Source organism: Cupriavidus sp. 291-E7 (genome assembly GCF_057798835.1).
The window spans coordinates 103,878-119,746 of record NZ_JBYOJV010000002.1; the positions used below are offsets into that span (position 1 = coordinate 103,878).

The 15,869-nt window shown below is 64.6% G+C and carries 13 protein-coding genes and 1 tRNA gene; 4 read left to right on the forward strand and 10 right to left on the reverse strand.

The genetic code is table 11. From position 1 onward, the window contains the following. The first annotated feature begins 39 nt into the window (after positions 1-39). Positions 40-861, forward strand: coding sequence for an N-formylglutamate deformylase (hutG, locus tag AC3FLX_RS03395; RefSeq protein ID WP_488693880.1), 822 nt, complete (start codon positions 40-42; stop codon positions 859-861). A gap of 137 nt (positions 862-998) precedes the next feature. On the opposite strand, the gene AC3FLX_RS03400 is transcribed toward hutG, so the two are convergent. From AC3FLX_RS03400 to AC3FLX_RS03425, 6 genes are all read right to left on the reverse strand, one after another. Further along, entirely contained in the window at positions 999-2,627 is a 1,629-nt protein-coding gene (locus tag AC3FLX_RS03400) for a bifunctional aspartate transaminase/aspartate 4-decarboxylase (RefSeq protein ID WP_488693882.1), read from the reverse strand. 49 nt (positions 2,628-2,676) lie between these two features. Continuing rightward, positions 2,677-4,362, reverse strand: coding sequence for an aspartate-alanine antiporter (gene aspT / locus AC3FLX_RS03405; RefSeq protein WP_488693884.1), 1,686 nt, complete (start codon positions 4,360-4,362; stop codon positions 2,677-2,679). A 79-nt stretch (positions 4,363-4,441) separates the two neighbouring features. Continuing rightward, positions 4,442-6,145, reverse strand: coding sequence for an aspartate-alanine antiporter (gene aspT / locus AC3FLX_RS03410; protein ID WP_488693887.1), 1,704 nt, complete (start codon positions 6,143-6,145; stop codon positions 4,442-4,444). Positions 6,146-6,394: 249 nt separating this feature from the next. After that, on the reverse strand, positions 6,395-7,144 hold the full coding sequence (gene loiP / locus AC3FLX_RS03415; protein ID WP_488693889.1) for a metalloprotease LoiP: 750 nt from the start codon (positions 7,142-7,144) through the stop codon (positions 6,395-6,397). Positions 7,145-7,381: 237 nt separating this feature from the next. Beyond that, positions 7,382-7,466 (reverse strand) — tRNA-Leu (locus AC3FLX_RS03420). A 101-nt stretch (positions 7,467-7,567) separates the two neighbouring features. Then, entirely contained in the window at positions 7,568-7,930 is a 363-nt protein-coding gene (locus AC3FLX_RS03425; RefSeq protein WP_488693891.1) for an HNH endonuclease, read from the reverse strand. Between the two features lie 100 nt (positions 7,931-8,030). On the opposite strand from AC3FLX_RS03425, the gene AC3FLX_RS03430 reads away from it, so the two are divergent. Beyond that, positions 8,031-8,969, forward strand: coding sequence for an alpha/beta hydrolase (locus AC3FLX_RS03430; RefSeq protein WP_488693893.1), 939 nt, complete (start codon positions 8,031-8,033; stop codon positions 8,967-8,969). A gap of 3 nt (positions 8,970-8,972) precedes the next feature. Here the strand turns inward: AC3FLX_RS03430 and AC3FLX_RS03435 are convergent, their stop codons facing one another. The 4 genes from AC3FLX_RS03435 to AC3FLX_RS03450 all read right to left on the reverse strand — a co-directional run bounded on the left by AC3FLX_RS03435 (position 8,973) and on the right by AC3FLX_RS03450 (position 13,202). After that, positions 8,973-9,845 (reverse strand): NAD(P)-dependent oxidoreductase, encoded by an 873-nt coding sequence (locus AC3FLX_RS03435; protein WP_488693895.1) that lies wholly within the window; start codon positions 9,843-9,845, stop codon positions 8,973-8,975. Between the two features lie 17 nt (positions 9,846-9,862). After that, entirely contained in the window at positions 9,863-11,020 is a 1,158-nt protein-coding gene (locus AC3FLX_RS03440) for an ABC transporter substrate-binding protein (protein ID WP_488693897.1), read from the reverse strand. A 65-nt stretch (positions 11,021-11,085) separates the two neighbouring features. After that, entirely contained in the window at positions 11,086-12,243 is a 1,158-nt protein-coding gene (locus AC3FLX_RS03445) for a methyltransferase (RefSeq protein WP_488693899.1), read from the reverse strand. A gap of 17 nt (positions 12,244-12,260) precedes the next feature. Next, entirely contained in the window at positions 12,261-13,202 is a 942-nt protein-coding gene (locus tag AC3FLX_RS03450) for a CysB family HTH-type transcriptional regulator (RefSeq protein ID WP_488693901.1), read from the reverse strand. Positions 13,203-13,375: 173 nt separating this feature from the next. Between AC3FLX_RS03450 and AC3FLX_RS03455 the strand changes: the two genes are divergently transcribed. Then, the gene (locus AC3FLX_RS03455) at positions 13,376-14,149 is read left to right on the forward strand and encodes a sulfite exporter TauE/SafE family protein (protein ID WP_488693903.1); all 774 of its coding nucleotides are present in this window, start codon (positions 13,376-13,378) and stop codon (positions 14,147-14,149) included. Between the two features lie 30 nt (positions 14,150-14,179). After that, positions 14,180-15,862, forward strand: coding sequence for a nitrite/sulfite reductase (locus AC3FLX_RS03460; protein ID WP_488693905.1), 1,683 nt, complete (start codon positions 14,180-14,182; stop codon positions 15,860-15,862). The last annotated feature ends 7 nt before the right edge of the window (positions 15,863-15,869 follow it).

Below are 15,869 nucleotides of genomic sequence, written 5' to 3' on the forward strand. Positions count from 1 at the left end.
GGTCCCGCACCCGCCATAATCAAGCAGCCCCGAGACAAGATGTCCTCCTCCTTTACCACCGATATTCCCGCTTTCACGCTGCATCGCGGCACCCGCCCGTTGCTGGTGTCGATGCCGCACGTCGGCACTTATGTACCGGCCGGTCTGGCCGCGCGCCTGACATCCGAGGCCCGCACCGTGCCTGATACCGACTGGCACATGGACCGCCTGTACAACTTCGCGCGCGAGCTGGGCGCGTCGATCCTGATGGCCACGCATTCGCGCTACGTGATCGACCTGAACCGTCCGCCCGATAACGCGAACCTGTATCCCGGCCAGGACACCACCGGCCTATGCCCGGTCGATACGTTCGACAAGACGCCGGTGTACGCCGATGGTACGTCCGGTCCGGACGATGCCGAAATCGCCCTGCGTCGCGGCGCGGTCTGGCATCCGTACCACAACGCGCTGCAGGAAGAGATCAAGCGCCTGCGCGCCGAGCACGGCACGATCGGGCTGTGGGACGCCCACTCGATCCGCTCGGTGTTGCCGCGCTTCTTCGAAGGCAAGCTGACCGATTTCAACCTCGGGTCGGCCGATGGCAAGAGCTGCGACGCGGCGCTAGCCGCCGATGTGGTCGACATCGCCAAGGCGGTGCCGAACCATACGGCCGTGCTCAATGGCCGCTTCAAGGGCGGCTATATCACGCGCCAGTACGGTAATCCGTCCGATGGCGTGCACGCGATCCAGCTGGAGCTGACGCAATCGTCGTATATGGAAGAGGTCTATCCGTTCGCGTATGACCCCGCAAAGGCCGCCAACGTGCAACCGGCCATCCGCAAGATGCTGGAAACGGTGCTGACCTTCGTCGAGGCGCGCTGAGTCGCCGAGGCATTGATGGTTTCTCCCCACTCCCGTGCGGGAGAGGGGAGCCGGAACCGGCAGCCCGCAGCCAAAAAAACGGCCCGTGGCGGCGAGACATGCCGCAGACGGGCCGATTTGCTGCGCTGACGCTCCCCCTACTTCTTCGTGACGTTCTTGTTCGCCTTGCTACCGGTAGCCTGGTTGTAGCGCTCCACATATTCCTCGAACAACTTGCGGATCGACTTGCCGATCTTCGCGTAGTCCGATTCATTGAGGTTGGCCAGTGACACGCGGCCCGATGGATGGCGCGTGCCGAAGCCGCGGCCCGGCAGCAGCACCACGCCTGCGTCCTCGGCCAGCCGGAACAGCAGCTCGGTGGGTTCGGTCGACGCCAGTACCCATTTCACGAACTCCGGCCCCAGTGCCCTGCCACCGAGCTGCTCGATATCGAGCAGCGTGTAGTAGTCCACCACATTCGGGTCTCCCGTTTCCTCCGGTGCGATGCCGATCTCGCGGAACAGCGCGGCCTTGCGCTTGCGAATCAGGCGCTTCATCGCCTGCTTGTACGCGTCCGGCGTGTCCATGAGCGAGAACAGCGAGAACAGCACCATCTGCACCTGCTGCGGCGTGGACAGGCCGGCCGTATGGTTCAGGGCCACGGTGCGGCTGTCGGCCACGATGCGGTCGATGAACTTGAGCGAGTCCGGCGTGGTGGTGATCGAGTTGTAGCGCTTGTGCAATTGCTTGCGCTGATCCGCGGGCAGCTTGGCCAGCTTCTCGTCGAAGATGTTGTCGCGATGCGTGGCGATGACGCCAAGCCGCCAGCCCGTGGCCCCGAAATACTTCGAGAACGAATACACCAGGATCGTGTTGCGCGGGCAGAGCGCGAACAGCGACACGAAGTCGTCGGCAAACGTACCGTAGACATCGTCCGTCAGGATGATCAGGTCGGGCCGCTCCTCGATGATCGAGGCCAGGTATTCCAGGCTTTCATCGCTCATCCGCACCGACGGCGGATTGCTCGGGTTGACCAGGAAGAAGGCCTTGACGCTGGGGTCGCGCAGCTTGTCGAGTTCCTTGTTCGAGTATTGCCAGCGCGAATCCGGATCGGCGTCGATCGATAGTTCAACGAGCTGGTAGTCGTTCAGCTCGGGAATCTCGATGTACGGCGTGAAGATCGGCATGCCCAGCGCGATCTTGTCGCCGGCCTTGAGCAGGTGGTTCTCGCGCATCGAGTTGAACAGGTAGGTCATCGCGGCCGTGCCGCCCTCCACGGCGAACAGGTCGAATTCGCCGATGAACGGATGCTTGCCGATCATCTCCTTGCGGATGTACTGGCCGACGATGATCTCGCTCAGCTTGAGCATGCGGTCCGGCACCGGGTAGTTGCAGGCCAGGATGCCTTCGCACATCTCATAGAGAAAATCGGCCGCGCTGAGACCGAGCTGGTCGCGCACGTAGGACACGGCGCCGGCCAGGAACTTCACGCCCGGAACTTCGCCGTTTTCCCGGGCGAACAGGTCGAAGCGTTCCTCGATGCCTTCGCGGCGCGGGAAGCCACCCACGCCCTCGGGCATGTACTGGAACGAGCGCTCCGATTCGCGCATTGCAAAAAGGCCGAGTTGCCAAAAACCGTGGCGTGGCACCGTGGCCAGGAAGTTAGGGTTGCCGCGGCCGGCGTTCAGCATCAGGCGGTTGGCATCGCTGCTGGCAAGCTTGATCAGTTCGTCCTTGAGTTCGAACGGCGAGAGGCTCGACAGCTTGGACAGGTCCGGTTTGCTCATGGCGTTGCTCCTTTCGGGTATCCGATTCGATTGCGGTATCGATGGGGTGTCAGACTATGCCGACGACAAGTGGGCCAAGCAGGGTCAGCAACACGTTGGCCAGGGCATAGGTGATAGCGAACGGCACGGTCGGCACGGGGCTTTCGGCCTTGTCGAGAATGCCGCCGAACGCGGGGTTGGCGCTGCGCGAACCGGCCAATGCACCGGCGAGGATCGCGGCGTTGTCGTACTTGAGCACGTAGCGGCCGAACAGCATCGTCAGGAACAGTGGCAGCAACGTGACCACGGCGCCGAGCAGGAAGATCGTCAGGCCGCTCTGGCGCAGCGTGTCCACGGCCTGCAAGCCCGAGTTGATGCCGACGATGGCCACGAACGCAGCCAGGCCGAAGTCTTTCAGCAACTGGCAGGCCGCTGTCGGCATGGCGCCGTACATCGGATGCTTGGACCGTGCCCAGCCGAACACCAGGCCGGAGAGCAGCGCGCCGCCGCCGGCGCCGAGTGTCAGCGGAATCGAGCCGACACGCACCACCAGCAGGCCGATCAGCAGGCCCACCAGCACACCGGCGCCGAAGTAGACGAAGTCGGTCTTCTCGCTCGGTACCAGTTCATAACCGGCGCGCTCGACGGCGCGCTTGGTATCGGCGGGCGTGCCGTAGAACGTGATGATGTCGCCGTGCTGCAGCTTCAGGTCGGGCAGGATCGGCAGCGGGTGGTCGTAGCGCTCGATGCGTTCCAGATACACGCCGTGACGCATCTCGCGGCTCATGTTGGCGACGATTTCTCCGAGCGGCTGGTTGTTCAGGCCCTTGCGTGTGAACACGGCACGGCGCGTCTGCATGACCATGCCCATGCCTTCGGCGTCGGCCACTTCATCGCCAATCACCAGAGCGGTCGGCACCATTGCGTCGCGCCGGCCTACCAGCAGCACGATGTCGTCGGCCTGAAGCACGGTGTCCTGATTGAATTCCAAGGGCTTGCCGCCGCGGTGAAGCTTTTCCACGGTGATCAAGTCCTCGCCGCCGACCTCGATATCCTTGACGGTCTTGCCCGCGGCATTGGTCACTCGGAACAGTCGTCCCACCAGTCGCGGCAGCGCGCCGAACTGGCCCGGGCCGAATTGCGGCAGCCCGCCGTGCATGGCCGCTTCCATCTTCTTCGCGTCGGTCTTGAGATCCGCCCCCATCAGGCGCGGCAGGATGTTCACGCAGACGATGATCGCGCCGAGCGACCCGAACACATAGGTCACCGCATAGCCAATGGCCACGTTAGCCTGCAGGATTTTCACCTGGTCAGGTGGCAGTCCGAGCTTGGTGATGGCGTCACCGGCCGTGCCGATGATGGCCGACTGCGTCATGCCGCCGGCGGCCAGGCCCGCCGCGATGCCTTTGTCGAGATGGAATATCTTGGCCAGCACCACGACCGTGACAAGCCCGGCTACGGCCATGAACACGGCCATCGCGATCTCGCGCAGCGAACTGCGGTTCAGCGAGTTGAAGAACTGCGGGCCGCTTTCATAGCCCACCGCGTAGATGAAGACCGCGAACATCACGGCCTTCACACCATTGTCGATCTCCACGCCAACCTGGCTGATGATGACCGCGGCCAGCAGCGATCCGGCAACGCCGCCAAGCTGGAACTTGCCGAACGTGATCTTGCCGATGGCGTAGCCGATGGCCAGCGACAGGAATAGCGCTGACTCTGGCGATTTCTGAAAGATGGTGTGCAACCAATCCATAAAACCTCCTGTAACGCGTGACAAGGCTGAAGGGGGCGCGTGCGGCGGGCACTTGTGATGCCCGGCACGCCTGGCACAGCTACTTCGGCACCGTGGCTAGGGCGCCGGCCATTGCTACGGCGATCGGGCCGAGCAGTGGCAGCAGGACATTGGAGATGGCGTAAGTAATCGTGTAGCCGATCACCGGCGTGCCGTTGCCCGCCGCGTTGGTCAGCGCCATGATGGTTGGCGTGCTGCAGTGCTGGCCAGCTACCGCGCCCAGCAGAATCGGCATGTCGAGCCTGAGCCAGCGATGGCCGATGAACAGCGAGACGGCGGCGGGAATCACCGAGATCAGCACGCCGGCGATGGGCAGGATCAGGCCGTACTTCTTGATCAGGTGCAGCGCATCGGGGCCGGCGGACAGGCCCACGGCGGCAATGAAGGTGGCCAGCCCGAAATCCTTGAGGATTTCTGCGGCGGGCGCTGGCAGTGATCCCATCACGGGCAGCCGCGCGCGCAGCCAGCCACAGGCCAGGCCAGATACCAGACAGCCGCCGCCCACGCCGAGCGTCAGGTCGACCTGGCCCACCTTGATGCTCCACGAGCCGATCACCATGCCGAGCAACACGCCGATGCCAAGGAAGACGAAGTCCGTGCGGATCGTCGGTGTGACCGGATAGCCGAGTTCGGGCACGACGCGCCGCAGGGCTTCCTCGGGGCCCGACAATGTCACGACGTCGGCGCGTTGGAGCACGGTCTGCGGCAGGACGGGCAAGGCGTGCTGCATGCGCGTGATACGCGAGACAAACACGCCGCGGCCCATCCCCACATCCACGCTTTGGCGTAGTCGTGCCAGGGACAGGCCGATGATCTCGCGGCGCGTCAGCAGCACCGATTGCTCGGCCTGCACCACGGCATCCATGCCAGGCTCTTCCGGCATTTCCGGCCCGACCCGGGCGGCAAACGGCACCATCGCATCGCGCCGGCCCACGGCCAGCACGACGTCGCCTGTCCGCAGCACTTCTTCGGGTGTGGGGCGGAAGGTATTGCCGTCGCGCCGGATGCGCCGGATCGTCACGCCAAGCGCAACTTCCTGCTCGGCCTCGATGACCTGCTTGCCGGCCATGCCCTCGACCCGCAGCACGCGCGCCACGATCAATGGCAGCGCGGCCATCTGGCCCTCCACCATGTCGTTCCGGCCGCCCAGCTTCTGCCAGAGCTGTTTGGCCGATTCACGCAGGTCCTGGCGCAGCAGCCACGGTGCCAACTGACTTGTAAACAAGACAATCGCAATCAGACCGAACAGATAGGTCACGCTGTACGCGGTGACGATGTTGGTCTGCAGCACGCGGATGGCGTCGGCCGGCAGTGCGAGCCGCGCAATGGCTTCGGAGGCCGTGCCGATGACGGCCGATTCGGTGGCCGCGCCTGCCAGCAGGCCCGATGCGGTGCCGGGGTCCAGATGGAGCAGGGGCACCGCAATCGCCAGCAATGCCAGCAATACGAATACTTCGACCAGTGACAGCACGCCGATCCGCCATTCACGCGCGACATTGGCAAAGAACTGCGGGCCGCCGGTAAAGCCGAGCGCGAAGATAAAAACCGCGAAGGCGACGTTCTTGACGTCGTTATCGAGCCGGACGCCGGTCTGCCCGATGATCAGGGACGCAATGAGCGTGCCGCAGATGCCGCCAAGCTGGAACGGGCCGAAGCGGATGGCGCCCACCGCATGGCCCACGGCCAGTGCCAGGAACAGCGCAATCTCCGGTTGTCCAGCAAGCAGGGCGAAAGCGGAATCCATGACGCGGCGCGGGCCTCCCTTGGCTCATGGCAAGCCGTACGGGAGTTCCGCAGGCGTGAGCCATTATCGGGACACAAGGAGCGCGCGCGTACTGAAAGCTTTTTAAGGCGTATTAAACGCAATCAAACAAACGGCTATGCCTTGGAGGTGGGAGGAATTGCGCCGCTTCCATTGCATTGCGCAAGAAGGGCTTGGGGAAGGAGGGGGGGCGCCGGCTGCGCGATGCAGCCGGGATCGTGCTGGGCGGTATTACTTTCCGCTGTTGAGGCGGTCCTGAATATGCTTGGCGCGCGCGTCCGAGCCAGGGTGCGAGCTCAGCAGGCTGGACTGACCGCCATCAAGCTTGGCCAGCTTCTGGAACGCCGTGACCAGCGCCTGGCGGTTGGCATTGTTCTTTGTCAGCAGGTCGAACGAGTAGTCGTCGGCCTCGCTTTCCTGGCGTTGCGAGAACTGCGCATTGATGAAAGTCTCGCCGAGTGCGCCGATCTGGGACGCCGACAGCGCGGTCATCGTGACATTGCCGGTGGATCCGAGCAGGCCGCGCGCGGCGGCCGTCGTGTACGCCACCTGCATCGCCCGCTTGGTATGCCCCAGTGCCACGTGGCCGATTTCATGGCCAAGCACGCCGCGCACTTCGTCGTCGCTCATCATGTCCATCAGCCCGCTATAGACCCGGACGCAGCCGTTGGCCATCGCCCAGGCATTGACGTCCTTGGTCATATAGACCTTGGCATCGAGCGGCAGGCCGGTGTTCTGCAAGCCGCTCATGATGTTCACGAGCCGTTTGGCATAGGTACTGTTCGCAGCGGCGACCGTGTTCTTCTTGTCCATCTCCGCGCAGGACTGGTCTGACAGCTGCTTGACGTTGGCGTCAGTCAACGAGGCCGCGGAGAACAGGCTGCCGCCGGCCTGCGTGAGGCTGTCCATATTGGCGCCGGCGCAGCCGGCCAGCAGGGCCGCGCAGCCAAAGGCCGCGGCGGTAGCAGTAAGGCGATTCATTCTTTCTTTTCCCTGTATCGATATGTTGAGACGGAGGCGCAGGGGAAAGGATAAGCACGCGGCGGCGCAACGACCAGTGGTTTGTGTCTGACAAAGCAGGTTCTGCCGCAGGGTGGGGGAGGGCCGGAGAGCAGGTTGGTGGGCGTTACGCTGACAAGCTATGGGGTGGGGGGCTGAAGCGAGAGCAAGGCCGAGAGGCCGAAAGCTTCGGAGTAGTTCGGAATGGAACCGAGGGAATGGTGCCCGGGGTCGGACTCGAACCGACACGCCTTGCGGCGGGGGATTTTGAGTCCCCTGCGTCTACCTGTTTCACCACCCGGGCATGGGCTTGGCGATGGACTGAAATGCACATCGCGCGATGATGAGTCGCGGATTATGCCGCAATTCCACACCTCGGACAACCAGCCGGTACCCCGGCGGGGGCTAGCGTCCGCGTCGATCGTTGGTGGCGCGGCTGCGGTCGTAGTAGCCGGGCGGCTTGCGGGCGATCCAGCGGATGAAGTCGGTCATGGCCGGGTGGGCGCGCAGCGCGTCCCAGTCGTGATAGGTCGTGGCCAGCTCGGCTTCGGTGAAGACCGAGTGAATCTTCTGGTGGCAGACGCGGTGCATGGGGACGACGTCGCGCCCGCCATGACTGCGGGGTACCGGGTGGTGCAGGTCGGTACTGGCGTCGTCGAGCAGCGACCGGCCGCAGAGCGGACAGCGCGCGTGAGTCGAAACGCTTGCAGTCTCGGGCGGGCCGAGCTGCGGGGCCTTGCCGGCTCGCAGCCGGCGCTTGACGACCATGTGGGGTCCGGTGAAATCAGGGGGGGGCTGGCAGTTGCGGTAGGATAGCGCGCAACCGCCCGATGCGGTGCCGCAGCGACCTCACCCGGAGCCGAGAGCCATGTCCGCCCAGCCGACCCTCGATGCCACGCCCACCGCCAGCCTGGCCAGCCTGGCAGCCTTGCCTTCCCAGGACCCCGCGTTTTATGCGAAGGCGTACAACAATCGCGCCAATGTGCCGGACAATGCCGTGCACATGGCGCGCTGGGCGGCCGATTCGGCACTGGCGCGGGCCGGCATGGTGACGTATTTCGAGAATCTGGCCTACGGCGATGCCGATTCGCCACTTTCCGAGACCGAAACCCTCGACTACTTTCCCGCCACATTGCGCGACGACGACGCGCCGCCGCTGCTGGTCTTCCTGCACGGCGGCTACTACCGCGCGCTGGACAAGCATGACCACAGCTTCGTGGCCAACGTGCCCACGCGCCGTGGCGTGTCGGTGGCCGTGGTCAACTACGCGCTGTGTCCCGCCGTGACCGTCGAAACGATCGTGTGGCAGGTCATGCAATCCGTGGCGTGGCTGTATCGGGAGGCCGACCGGCTGGGCCACGATCGCAACCGTATTTTTCTGGCCGGACACTCGGTGGGGGGGCATCTGGTCACGATGCTGATGGCGGCGCTGTGGCCGCAGTTCGGCGATGACCTGCCCATTGACCTGATCAAGGGCGGGCTGTCGATCAGCGGCCTCTACGACCTTGAGCCGCTGCGCCGCGCCGACTTCCTTCAGACCGACCTGCAATTGAGCGAAGCCGATGTGGCGCGCCTGTCGCCGGCATTCATGGTGCCGGCCACCGGTGCGCCGCTGATCACCGCGGTCGGCGAGCTCGAATCGAGCGAGTACCATCGCCAGCACGCGCTGATCCGCGCCGCGTGGCCGGGCAATGTGCGCGAGGATGTCGCGCTGCCGGGCCGCCATCACTTCAATGCGATGGACGACCTGATGCGCGACGACAGCCAGTTGTCGCGCGCGCTGCTGGGGATGATCGCGGGAGTCTGAGCCTTACGGCTTCTTCAGCTCCAACACCTTCAGCAGCGACGACGTATCGTCCTTGCCCCAACCCTGCTCCATCAGCTCGTCGAGCTGGACCGCCGTGGCGCGCATGGCGGGCAGGTCCAGGCCGATTTCGCCGGCGATGTCGGCGGCCAGCCCAAAGTCCTTTGCATGCAGGCGCGATTCGATACCGGCGCTGAAGTCGCGGGCCACCATCTTCGGTCCCAACATGTCGAGCATGCGGCTTCCGGCGAAACCGGTCGACAGTGCCTGGAACACCTTGCCGGTATCCACGCCCTGCGCGCCGGCAAAGCGCATCGCCTCGGCAATGCCTTCGATATTGACCACTTGCGCGATCTGGTTGCAGAGCTTGGCTACCTGGCCGGCGCCGTTGTCACCGATATGAGTGATGGTCTTGCCCAGGCATTCCAGCAGCGGACGCACTTTTTCCAGGTTCTCGGCCTTGCCGCCCACCATGATCGTCAGCGTGCCGGCCTGCGCACCGATCGTGCCGCCCGACACCGGGCAATCGAGCGACTCGATGCCTTGCGCGGCCAGGGCCTGCGCAATCTCGCGTGTGACGATCGGCGAGATCGTGCTGTGGTCCACGCAGATCGTGCCCGGTGCGGCGCCTTCGATCACGCCGTCCTTGCCCAGCAGCACCGCGCGCACGTCTTCCGACGACGTGACGTTGGTGAACACCACGGCCGCGCCACGTGCCGCTTCGGCGGGCGTGAAGAACGGTTCGGCGCCCAGCTCGCGCGCCGCGTCGGCGGCCTCGGGGCGACGGACGAACGCGCGCACGGCGTGTCCGGCGCGGATCAGGTGACCGACCATCGGGGCGCCCATTGCGCCCAGGCCGATAAATGCCACGGTAGTCATGAATGCTTCCTTGTTGATTACTTGTCGCCTGCGTAGGCGAACTTGCCGTTGCGGACCGTACCCATCACGCGGGCGCGCTGGTCGAAGCCCTGGTGATCCTGCGCGCTCAGGTTCAGCACGCCATTCGGCACGGTCAGATTCTTCGTTGATTCGATTGCGTCGCGCAGCGCGCGGCGGAATGCCGGGGTGCCCGGCTGCGCGCCGGTCTTCAGCGCACGGCGGCTGGCATCGTCCAGCAGTTGCCATGCGCCCCATGCATCGCCGGCAAACTGCGTGACCGAGTCGGCGCCGTACTTGGCTTCATAGCGCCGGACGAAATCGAGTGCCACCTTTTTTGCCGGGTGGGTGTCGGGCAGTTCACGGGCCACGACGACCGGCCCGGTTGGAAACAGCGTGCCTTCCACATCCTTGCCGCCGATGCGCAGGAAGTCCCACGATGCAATGCCGTGCGTCTGGTAGATGCGTCCCTTGTAGCCGCGTTCGTTGAGCGTCTTCTGCGGCAGCACGGGCGGCGTGCCGGAGCCGGCGATCAGGATGGCATCGGGATGGGCGGCAATCAGCTTGAGCACCTGGCCTGTGACCGAAGTATCCATGCGGCCAAAGCGCTCCTGCGCGACGACGCGCAACTTGCGGACCTCGGCCATCTTCGAGAACTCGCGCCACCAGCTTTCGCCATAGGCATCGTTGAAGCCGATGAAGCCGACGGTCTTCACCCCCTGGTCGGCCATGTGCTGCGCCAGCAGCGACGCCATCAAGGCATCGTTCTGCGGCATCTTGAAGGCCCAGCGGCGGCGGGCCTCGGTCGCCGGCTCGACGATCGATGCCGAGGCGGCCAATGCCACCATCGGCGTTTCATTCTCGGCAATCGCGTCCAGCGCCGCGATGGCGTTCGGTGTGATGTTCGGGCCGACGATCACATCGACCTTATCCTCGGCGATGAACTTGCGCACGTTGCGCACCGCCGCGGCCGGGTCGGTGCCGTCGTCCAGGACGATGTACTGCGCGCGCTGGCCACCCAGCGTCTGCGGCCACAACTGCACCGTGTTGCGCGACGGGATGCCGATGGCCGCCGCCGGGCCGGTCGTCGACAGATCGATCCCGACGCGGATATCGGCATGGGCCGCGGTGGCAACGCACATCGAAACCAGCGGCAACAGCAATCTGCGCAGGCGCATGTACAGGCTCCCGGACGTGACAGCGGATCGGCGAAAAGGGCGCTACGCGCGGCTCGCCTTCGGATTTACTTGGCGGCCAGGCGCCACAACGACGTGACCTCGGCCTTGCGGGCGGCGTAAAGCGGGTCTTCGGCGTCGGCCGCCTTGGGGTGCTTCGGGCGGATGTCGGAGCGGCCCAGAACCTTGAGGCCGGCAGCATCGATCCAGCCCAGCAGTTCGTCGCGCGAACGCAGGCCCAGGTGCTCGGCAAAGTCGGACAGGATCAGCCAGCCCTGGCCGCCTGGTTCAAGGTGCGCGGCGAGGCCGTCGAGAAAGCCGCGCAACATGCGGCTATCCGGATCGAAAACGGCGTGCTCGATCGGTGAACTCGGCCGTCCCGGCACCCACGGAGGGTTGCAGACGACCAGCGGCGCACGGCCTTCGGGAAACAGGTTGGCGTCGACGATCTTGACCTGATCCGTCAGACCGAGCCGGCCGATGTTGTCACGCGCGCAACCCAGCGCGCGCGGGTCCTGGTCGGTGCCGGTCACGCGCTTGACGCCACGTTGCGCCAGCAGCGCGGCCAGCACACCGGTGCCCGTGCCGATATCGAAGGCGAGGGCGGTGGTGGGCAGCGGCTCCTTGGCCACGAGCTCGACGTATTCGCCGCGCACTGGCGAGAACACGCCATACCAGGGGTGGATGCGCTCGCCAAGCACCGGGATTTCCACGCCTTTCTTGCGCCACTCGTAGGCGCCGATCAGGCCCAGCAGCTCGCGCATCGACGCAACGTAGGGGGCGTTCGCGTTGCCGTAAACCAGCTCGCACGCCTCGTGCACGTCGGGCGCGCGGCGCAGCGGCACCACGTGGCCAGCATCGAACGGCAGCAGCAGCATGCCCAGCGTGCGGGCGCGCTGCGACTGGGCCAGCCGGTGCTTGTGAAAGGCTTCGGTCAGCGTCGCCGGTGCCTTGGCCGCACCGCGCTGCTTGCGCTGGGGTTTGCGATCCACGCGGCGTGCCACGGCCTGCAGCAATTGGCGTGCGTTCTGGAAGTCGCCGCGCCAGAGCAGAGCGGTGCCTTCGCTGGCCAGACGGTAGGCGGTATCGGCCGCCATTTCATCGTCGGCCACGACCACGCGCTTGGGCGGCGGCAGGCCGGCCTCGGAGCGCCAGAGCGCGCTGCGCTCGACGCCGTCCTCGGTCCAGTGGATGGTAGGGAGGGATTCGGATACGGATACGGACATATATATAGAGAGCGGGCTTAAAGCTCGTAAGCCTCGTGGTCGCCGGACATGGCCTGTTCCACAAGTTTGCGGTTCAGCGTCGGCGAGAACAGTTCGATGAAGGTATAGACAAAGCTGCGCAGGTAGGCGCCCTGCTTGACGGCCAGATGCGTCACATTCGTGCCGAACAGATGGCCGGCCGGAATGCCGCGCAGGTTGCGGTCGCGCTCGGGGTCGAAGGCCAGGCCGGCCACGATGCCGATGCCCAGGCCAATTTCCACATAGGTCTTGATTACGTCGGCATCGATGGCTTCGAGCACGATATCCGCTTCCAGATGGCGAAGCTCGAACGCCTTGTCGATCTTGGGCCGGCCCGCGAAATTCACGTCGTACGTAATCAGCGGGTAGGTGGCCAGATCCTCCAGCGTCAGGTGCTTCTTTTCCAGCAGCGGATGGTCGGGTGGCGTAATCACCATATGCTGCCACTGATAGCCGGGCAGCGAGATCAGGCTCTTGTCGCTGGTGATGCCCTCGGTGGCGATGCCGATGTCGGCCTGGTCGTGCAGGATCATGTCGGCGATCTGCGCGGGCGTGCCCTGCTGAATCGACAGCCGCACCTTCGGGTAACGCTTGGTGAACTCGGCGATCACACGCGGCAGCGCGTAACGGGCCTGGGTATGGGTCGTGGCGATCGTGAAGTTGCCCTGGTCCTGTGCCGCATAGTCCTTGCCCACGCGCTTCAGGCTTTCCACTTCCTGCAGGATCTTTTCCACGGATACCAGGATGCGACGGCCTGGCTCGGTCAAGCTGCGGATGCGCTTGCCATGCCGGGTGAAGATATCGACACCCAACTCTTCCTCAAGCTCGATAATCGCCTTGGAAACGCCTGGTTGTGATGTATAGAGCGCTTTTGCGGCCTCGGTCAGGTTGAAATTCTGGCGGACCGCCTCACGCACGAAGCGAAACTGGTGGAGATTCATATAACTTCGCTCGTATAAACAAACAACTTCTTATTAGTTTGAGATATGAGGCGAGTTTATTACGATTCTCGAACTTTGTTAAACGTTCGCCTGCCCGAATTGCGTCCGCGTTCCGCCTGAAAAGGTGGAGCCGGCACCACCAGAGGCAAGGCGCAAGTCGAGAAGCGTCCCCGATGTCCCTTGCCTTCACCGTTTCCGGTTTGCTGGTAGGTATCCTGGTTGGTCTGACCGGGGTAGGTGGCGGCTCGCTCATGACGCCGCTGCTGACCCTGCTGTTCGGCTTTTCGCCGGCCACGGCGGTAGGTACCGATCTGGCGTTTGCCGCCATCACCAAGGGTTTCGGCACCATCGCGCATCGCGCGCACGGCCATGTGCAATGGCAAGTGGTGCGCCGCCTGTGCCTGGGCAGCCTGCCCGCCGCGCTGGCCGCCATCCTCGTGCTCAAGAGCGCCGGTGAACTCAATGCCCAGTGGCTTCATGCCATCCGCCTGACGATCGGTGTCTCGGTGCTGCTGACCGTGCTGTCGCTGCTGTTCCGCAAGCAGATGCTGGCGTGGCTGGAACGCAACCCGCGCTTCCAGCTCGAAGGCCGCGCACAGGTTGTGGCCACGGTGATCGTCGGCGCCGTGATCGGCGTGCTGGTTACCGTGTCGTCGATTGGCGCGGGTGCCGTCGGCGCCACGCTGATCCTGCTGCTCTATCCCCATATGAAGCCGGCCGAAGTGGCTGGCACCGATATCGCCTACGCCGTGCCGCTCACGGCCGTGGCCGGGCTGGGCCACGTGTGGCTTGGCACCGTCGACTGGAATTTGCTGCTGGCGCTGCTGGTGGGTTCGATCCCCGGCATCTGGCTCGGTGCGCAACTGTCGCGGGCGCTGCCCGAACGGCTGGTGCGCGCCGCACTTGCCACCACGCTGACGCTGGTGGCCATCAAGCTCGTTTCCTAAGCATTCACGAATACTGAACGGACCCACACCATGTATCAGTACGATCAATACGACCAGCGCCTCGTCCAAGAACGTGTCGCGCAATTCCGCGACCAGGTTCGCCGCCGCCTGTCGGATGAACTGACCGAGGAAGAATTCCTGCCGCTGCGCCTGCAGAACGGCCTGTACATGCAGCGCCATGCCTACATGCTGCGCGTGGCCATTCCTTACGGCCTGCTGGCCTCGAAGCAGCTGCGCATGCTGGGCCATATCGCCCGCGAGTATGACCGCGGCTACGGCCACTTCTCCACTCGCCAGAACATCCAGTACAACTGGATGGACCTGGAGCGCGTGCCCGACGTGCTGGCGGACCTGGCCAGCGTGGAAATGCACGGCATCCAGACCTCGGGCAACTGCGTGCGCAATATCACGACCGACCAATTCGCCGGCGTGGCGCCGGATGAATCGGTGGACCCGCGCGTGCTGGCCGAACTGCTGCGCCAGTGGAGCACGTTCCAGCCGGAATTCGCGTTCCTGCCGCGCAAGTTCAAGATCGCCATCTCGGCCACCAAGGACGACCGCGCCGTGGTGCAGATGCACGACATCGGCATCTATGCATACCGGAACGAGCAAGGCGAAACGCGCCTGCGCATCCTGGCCGGTGGCGGCCTGGGCCGCACGCCGATCCTGGGCACGATCATCAAGGACGACCTGCCGTGGCAGCACCTGCTGACCTACGTGGAGTCGGCGATTCGCGTGTACAACCGCTACGGCCGCCGCGACAATAAGTACAAGGCCCGCATCAAGATCCTGGTGAAGGCCATCGGCGCCGAGAAGTTCGCCGCCGAAGTGGAAGACGAATGGAAGTTCAGCAAGGACGGCCCCGGCACGCTGACGCAGGCCGAGTTCGACCGCGTGGCGCAGTACTTCCAGCCGCCCGCCTATGAAAAGCTGGCCGACACCGATGCCTCGTTCGAGAATCATCTGCTCGAAAGCAAAGCCTTTGCTCGCTGGGTGAGCCGCAACGTGCGCGCGCACCGCGTGCCGGGCTATGCATCGGTGACGCTGTCGACCAAGCCTGGCCCCGTGTCGCCTCCGGGCGATGCCACGGCCGACCAGATGGAAGCGGTGGCCGACTTTGCCGACCGCTACGGCTTTGGTGAACTGCGCGTGGCCCACGAGCAGAACCTGGTGCTGCCGGACGTCAAGAAGAAGGACCTGTTCGCGCTGTGGGAAGAAGCCAGGAAGGCCGGTCTGGCCACGGCCAATATCGGCCTGCTGACCGACATCATCGCGTGCCCGGGCGGCGATTTCTGCTCGCTGGCCAATGCCAAGTCGATTCCGATCGCACTGGCCATTCAGGAACGCTTCGACGACCTCGACTACGTCTATGACCTGGGCGAAGTCTCGCTGAACATCTCTGGTTGCATCAACGCCTGCGGCCATCACCACGTCGGCAACATCGGCGTGCTCGGCGTCGACAAGGACGGCTCCGAGTGGTACCAGGTGACGCTGGGCGGCGCACAGGGCAACGACTCGGCGATCGGCAAGGTCATTGGCCCGTCGTTCAGCGCCGAGGAAATGCCCGAAGTCGTGAGCCGCATCATCGATACGTTCGTGGCCAACCGCGCCGGCGACGAGCGCTTCATCGACACGTTCGCACGTATCGGCATTGCTCCGTTCAAGGAGCGTGTGTACGCCGACAAGCAACGTGAAGAACGCGCCGAAGCCTGACGAACGA

Coding starts and splice junctions, on each gene's coding strand:
- AC3FLX_RS03425 (WP_488693891.1), bottom strand. CDS start 7,930: ATGGTCGTCAAGCGCCGGCTGCGAGCCGGCAAGGCCCCGCAGCTCGGC.
- aspT (WP_488693884.1), bottom strand. CDS start 4,362: ATGGATTGGTTGCACACCATCTTTCAGAAATCGCCAGAGTCAGCGCTA.
- hutG (WP_488693880.1), top strand. CDS start 40: ATGTCCTCCTCCTTTACCACCGATATTCCCGCTTTCACGCTGCATCGC.
- aspT (WP_488693887.1), bottom strand. CDS start 6,145: ATGGATTCCGCTTTCGCCCTGCTTGCTGGACAACCGGAGATTGCGCTG.
- AC3FLX_RS03460 (WP_488693905.1), top strand. CDS start 14,180: ATGTATCAGTACGATCAATACGACCAGCGCCTCGTCCAAGAACGTGTC.
- AC3FLX_RS03400 (WP_488693882.1), bottom strand. CDS start 2,627: ATGAGCAAACCGGACCTGTCCAAGCTGTCGAGCCTCTCGCCGTTCGAA.
- AC3FLX_RS03430 (WP_488693893.1), top strand. CDS start 8,031: ATGTCCGCCCAGCCGACCCTCGATGCCACGCCCACCGCCAGCCTGGCC.
- AC3FLX_RS03445 (WP_488693899.1), bottom strand. CDS start 12,243: ATGTCCGTATCCGTATCCGAATCCCTCCCTACCATCCACTGGACCGAG.
- loiP (WP_488693889.1), bottom strand. CDS start 7,144: ATGAATCGCCTTACTGCTACCGCCGCGGCCTTTGGCTGCGCGGCCCTG.
- AC3FLX_RS03435 (WP_488693895.1), bottom strand. CDS start 9,845: ATGACTACCGTGGCATTTATCGGCCTGGGCGCAATGGGCGCCCCGATG.
- AC3FLX_RS03455 (WP_488693903.1), top strand. CDS start 13,376: ATGTCCCTTGCCTTCACCGTTTCCGGTTTGCTGGTAGGTATCCTGGTT.
- AC3FLX_RS03440 (WP_488693897.1), bottom strand. CDS start 11,020: ATGCGCCTGCGCAGATTGCTGTTGCCGCTGGTTTCGATGTGCGTTGCC.
- AC3FLX_RS03450 (WP_488693901.1), bottom strand. CDS start 13,202: ATGAATCTCCACCAGTTTCGCTTCGTGCGTGAGGCGGTCCGCCAGAAT.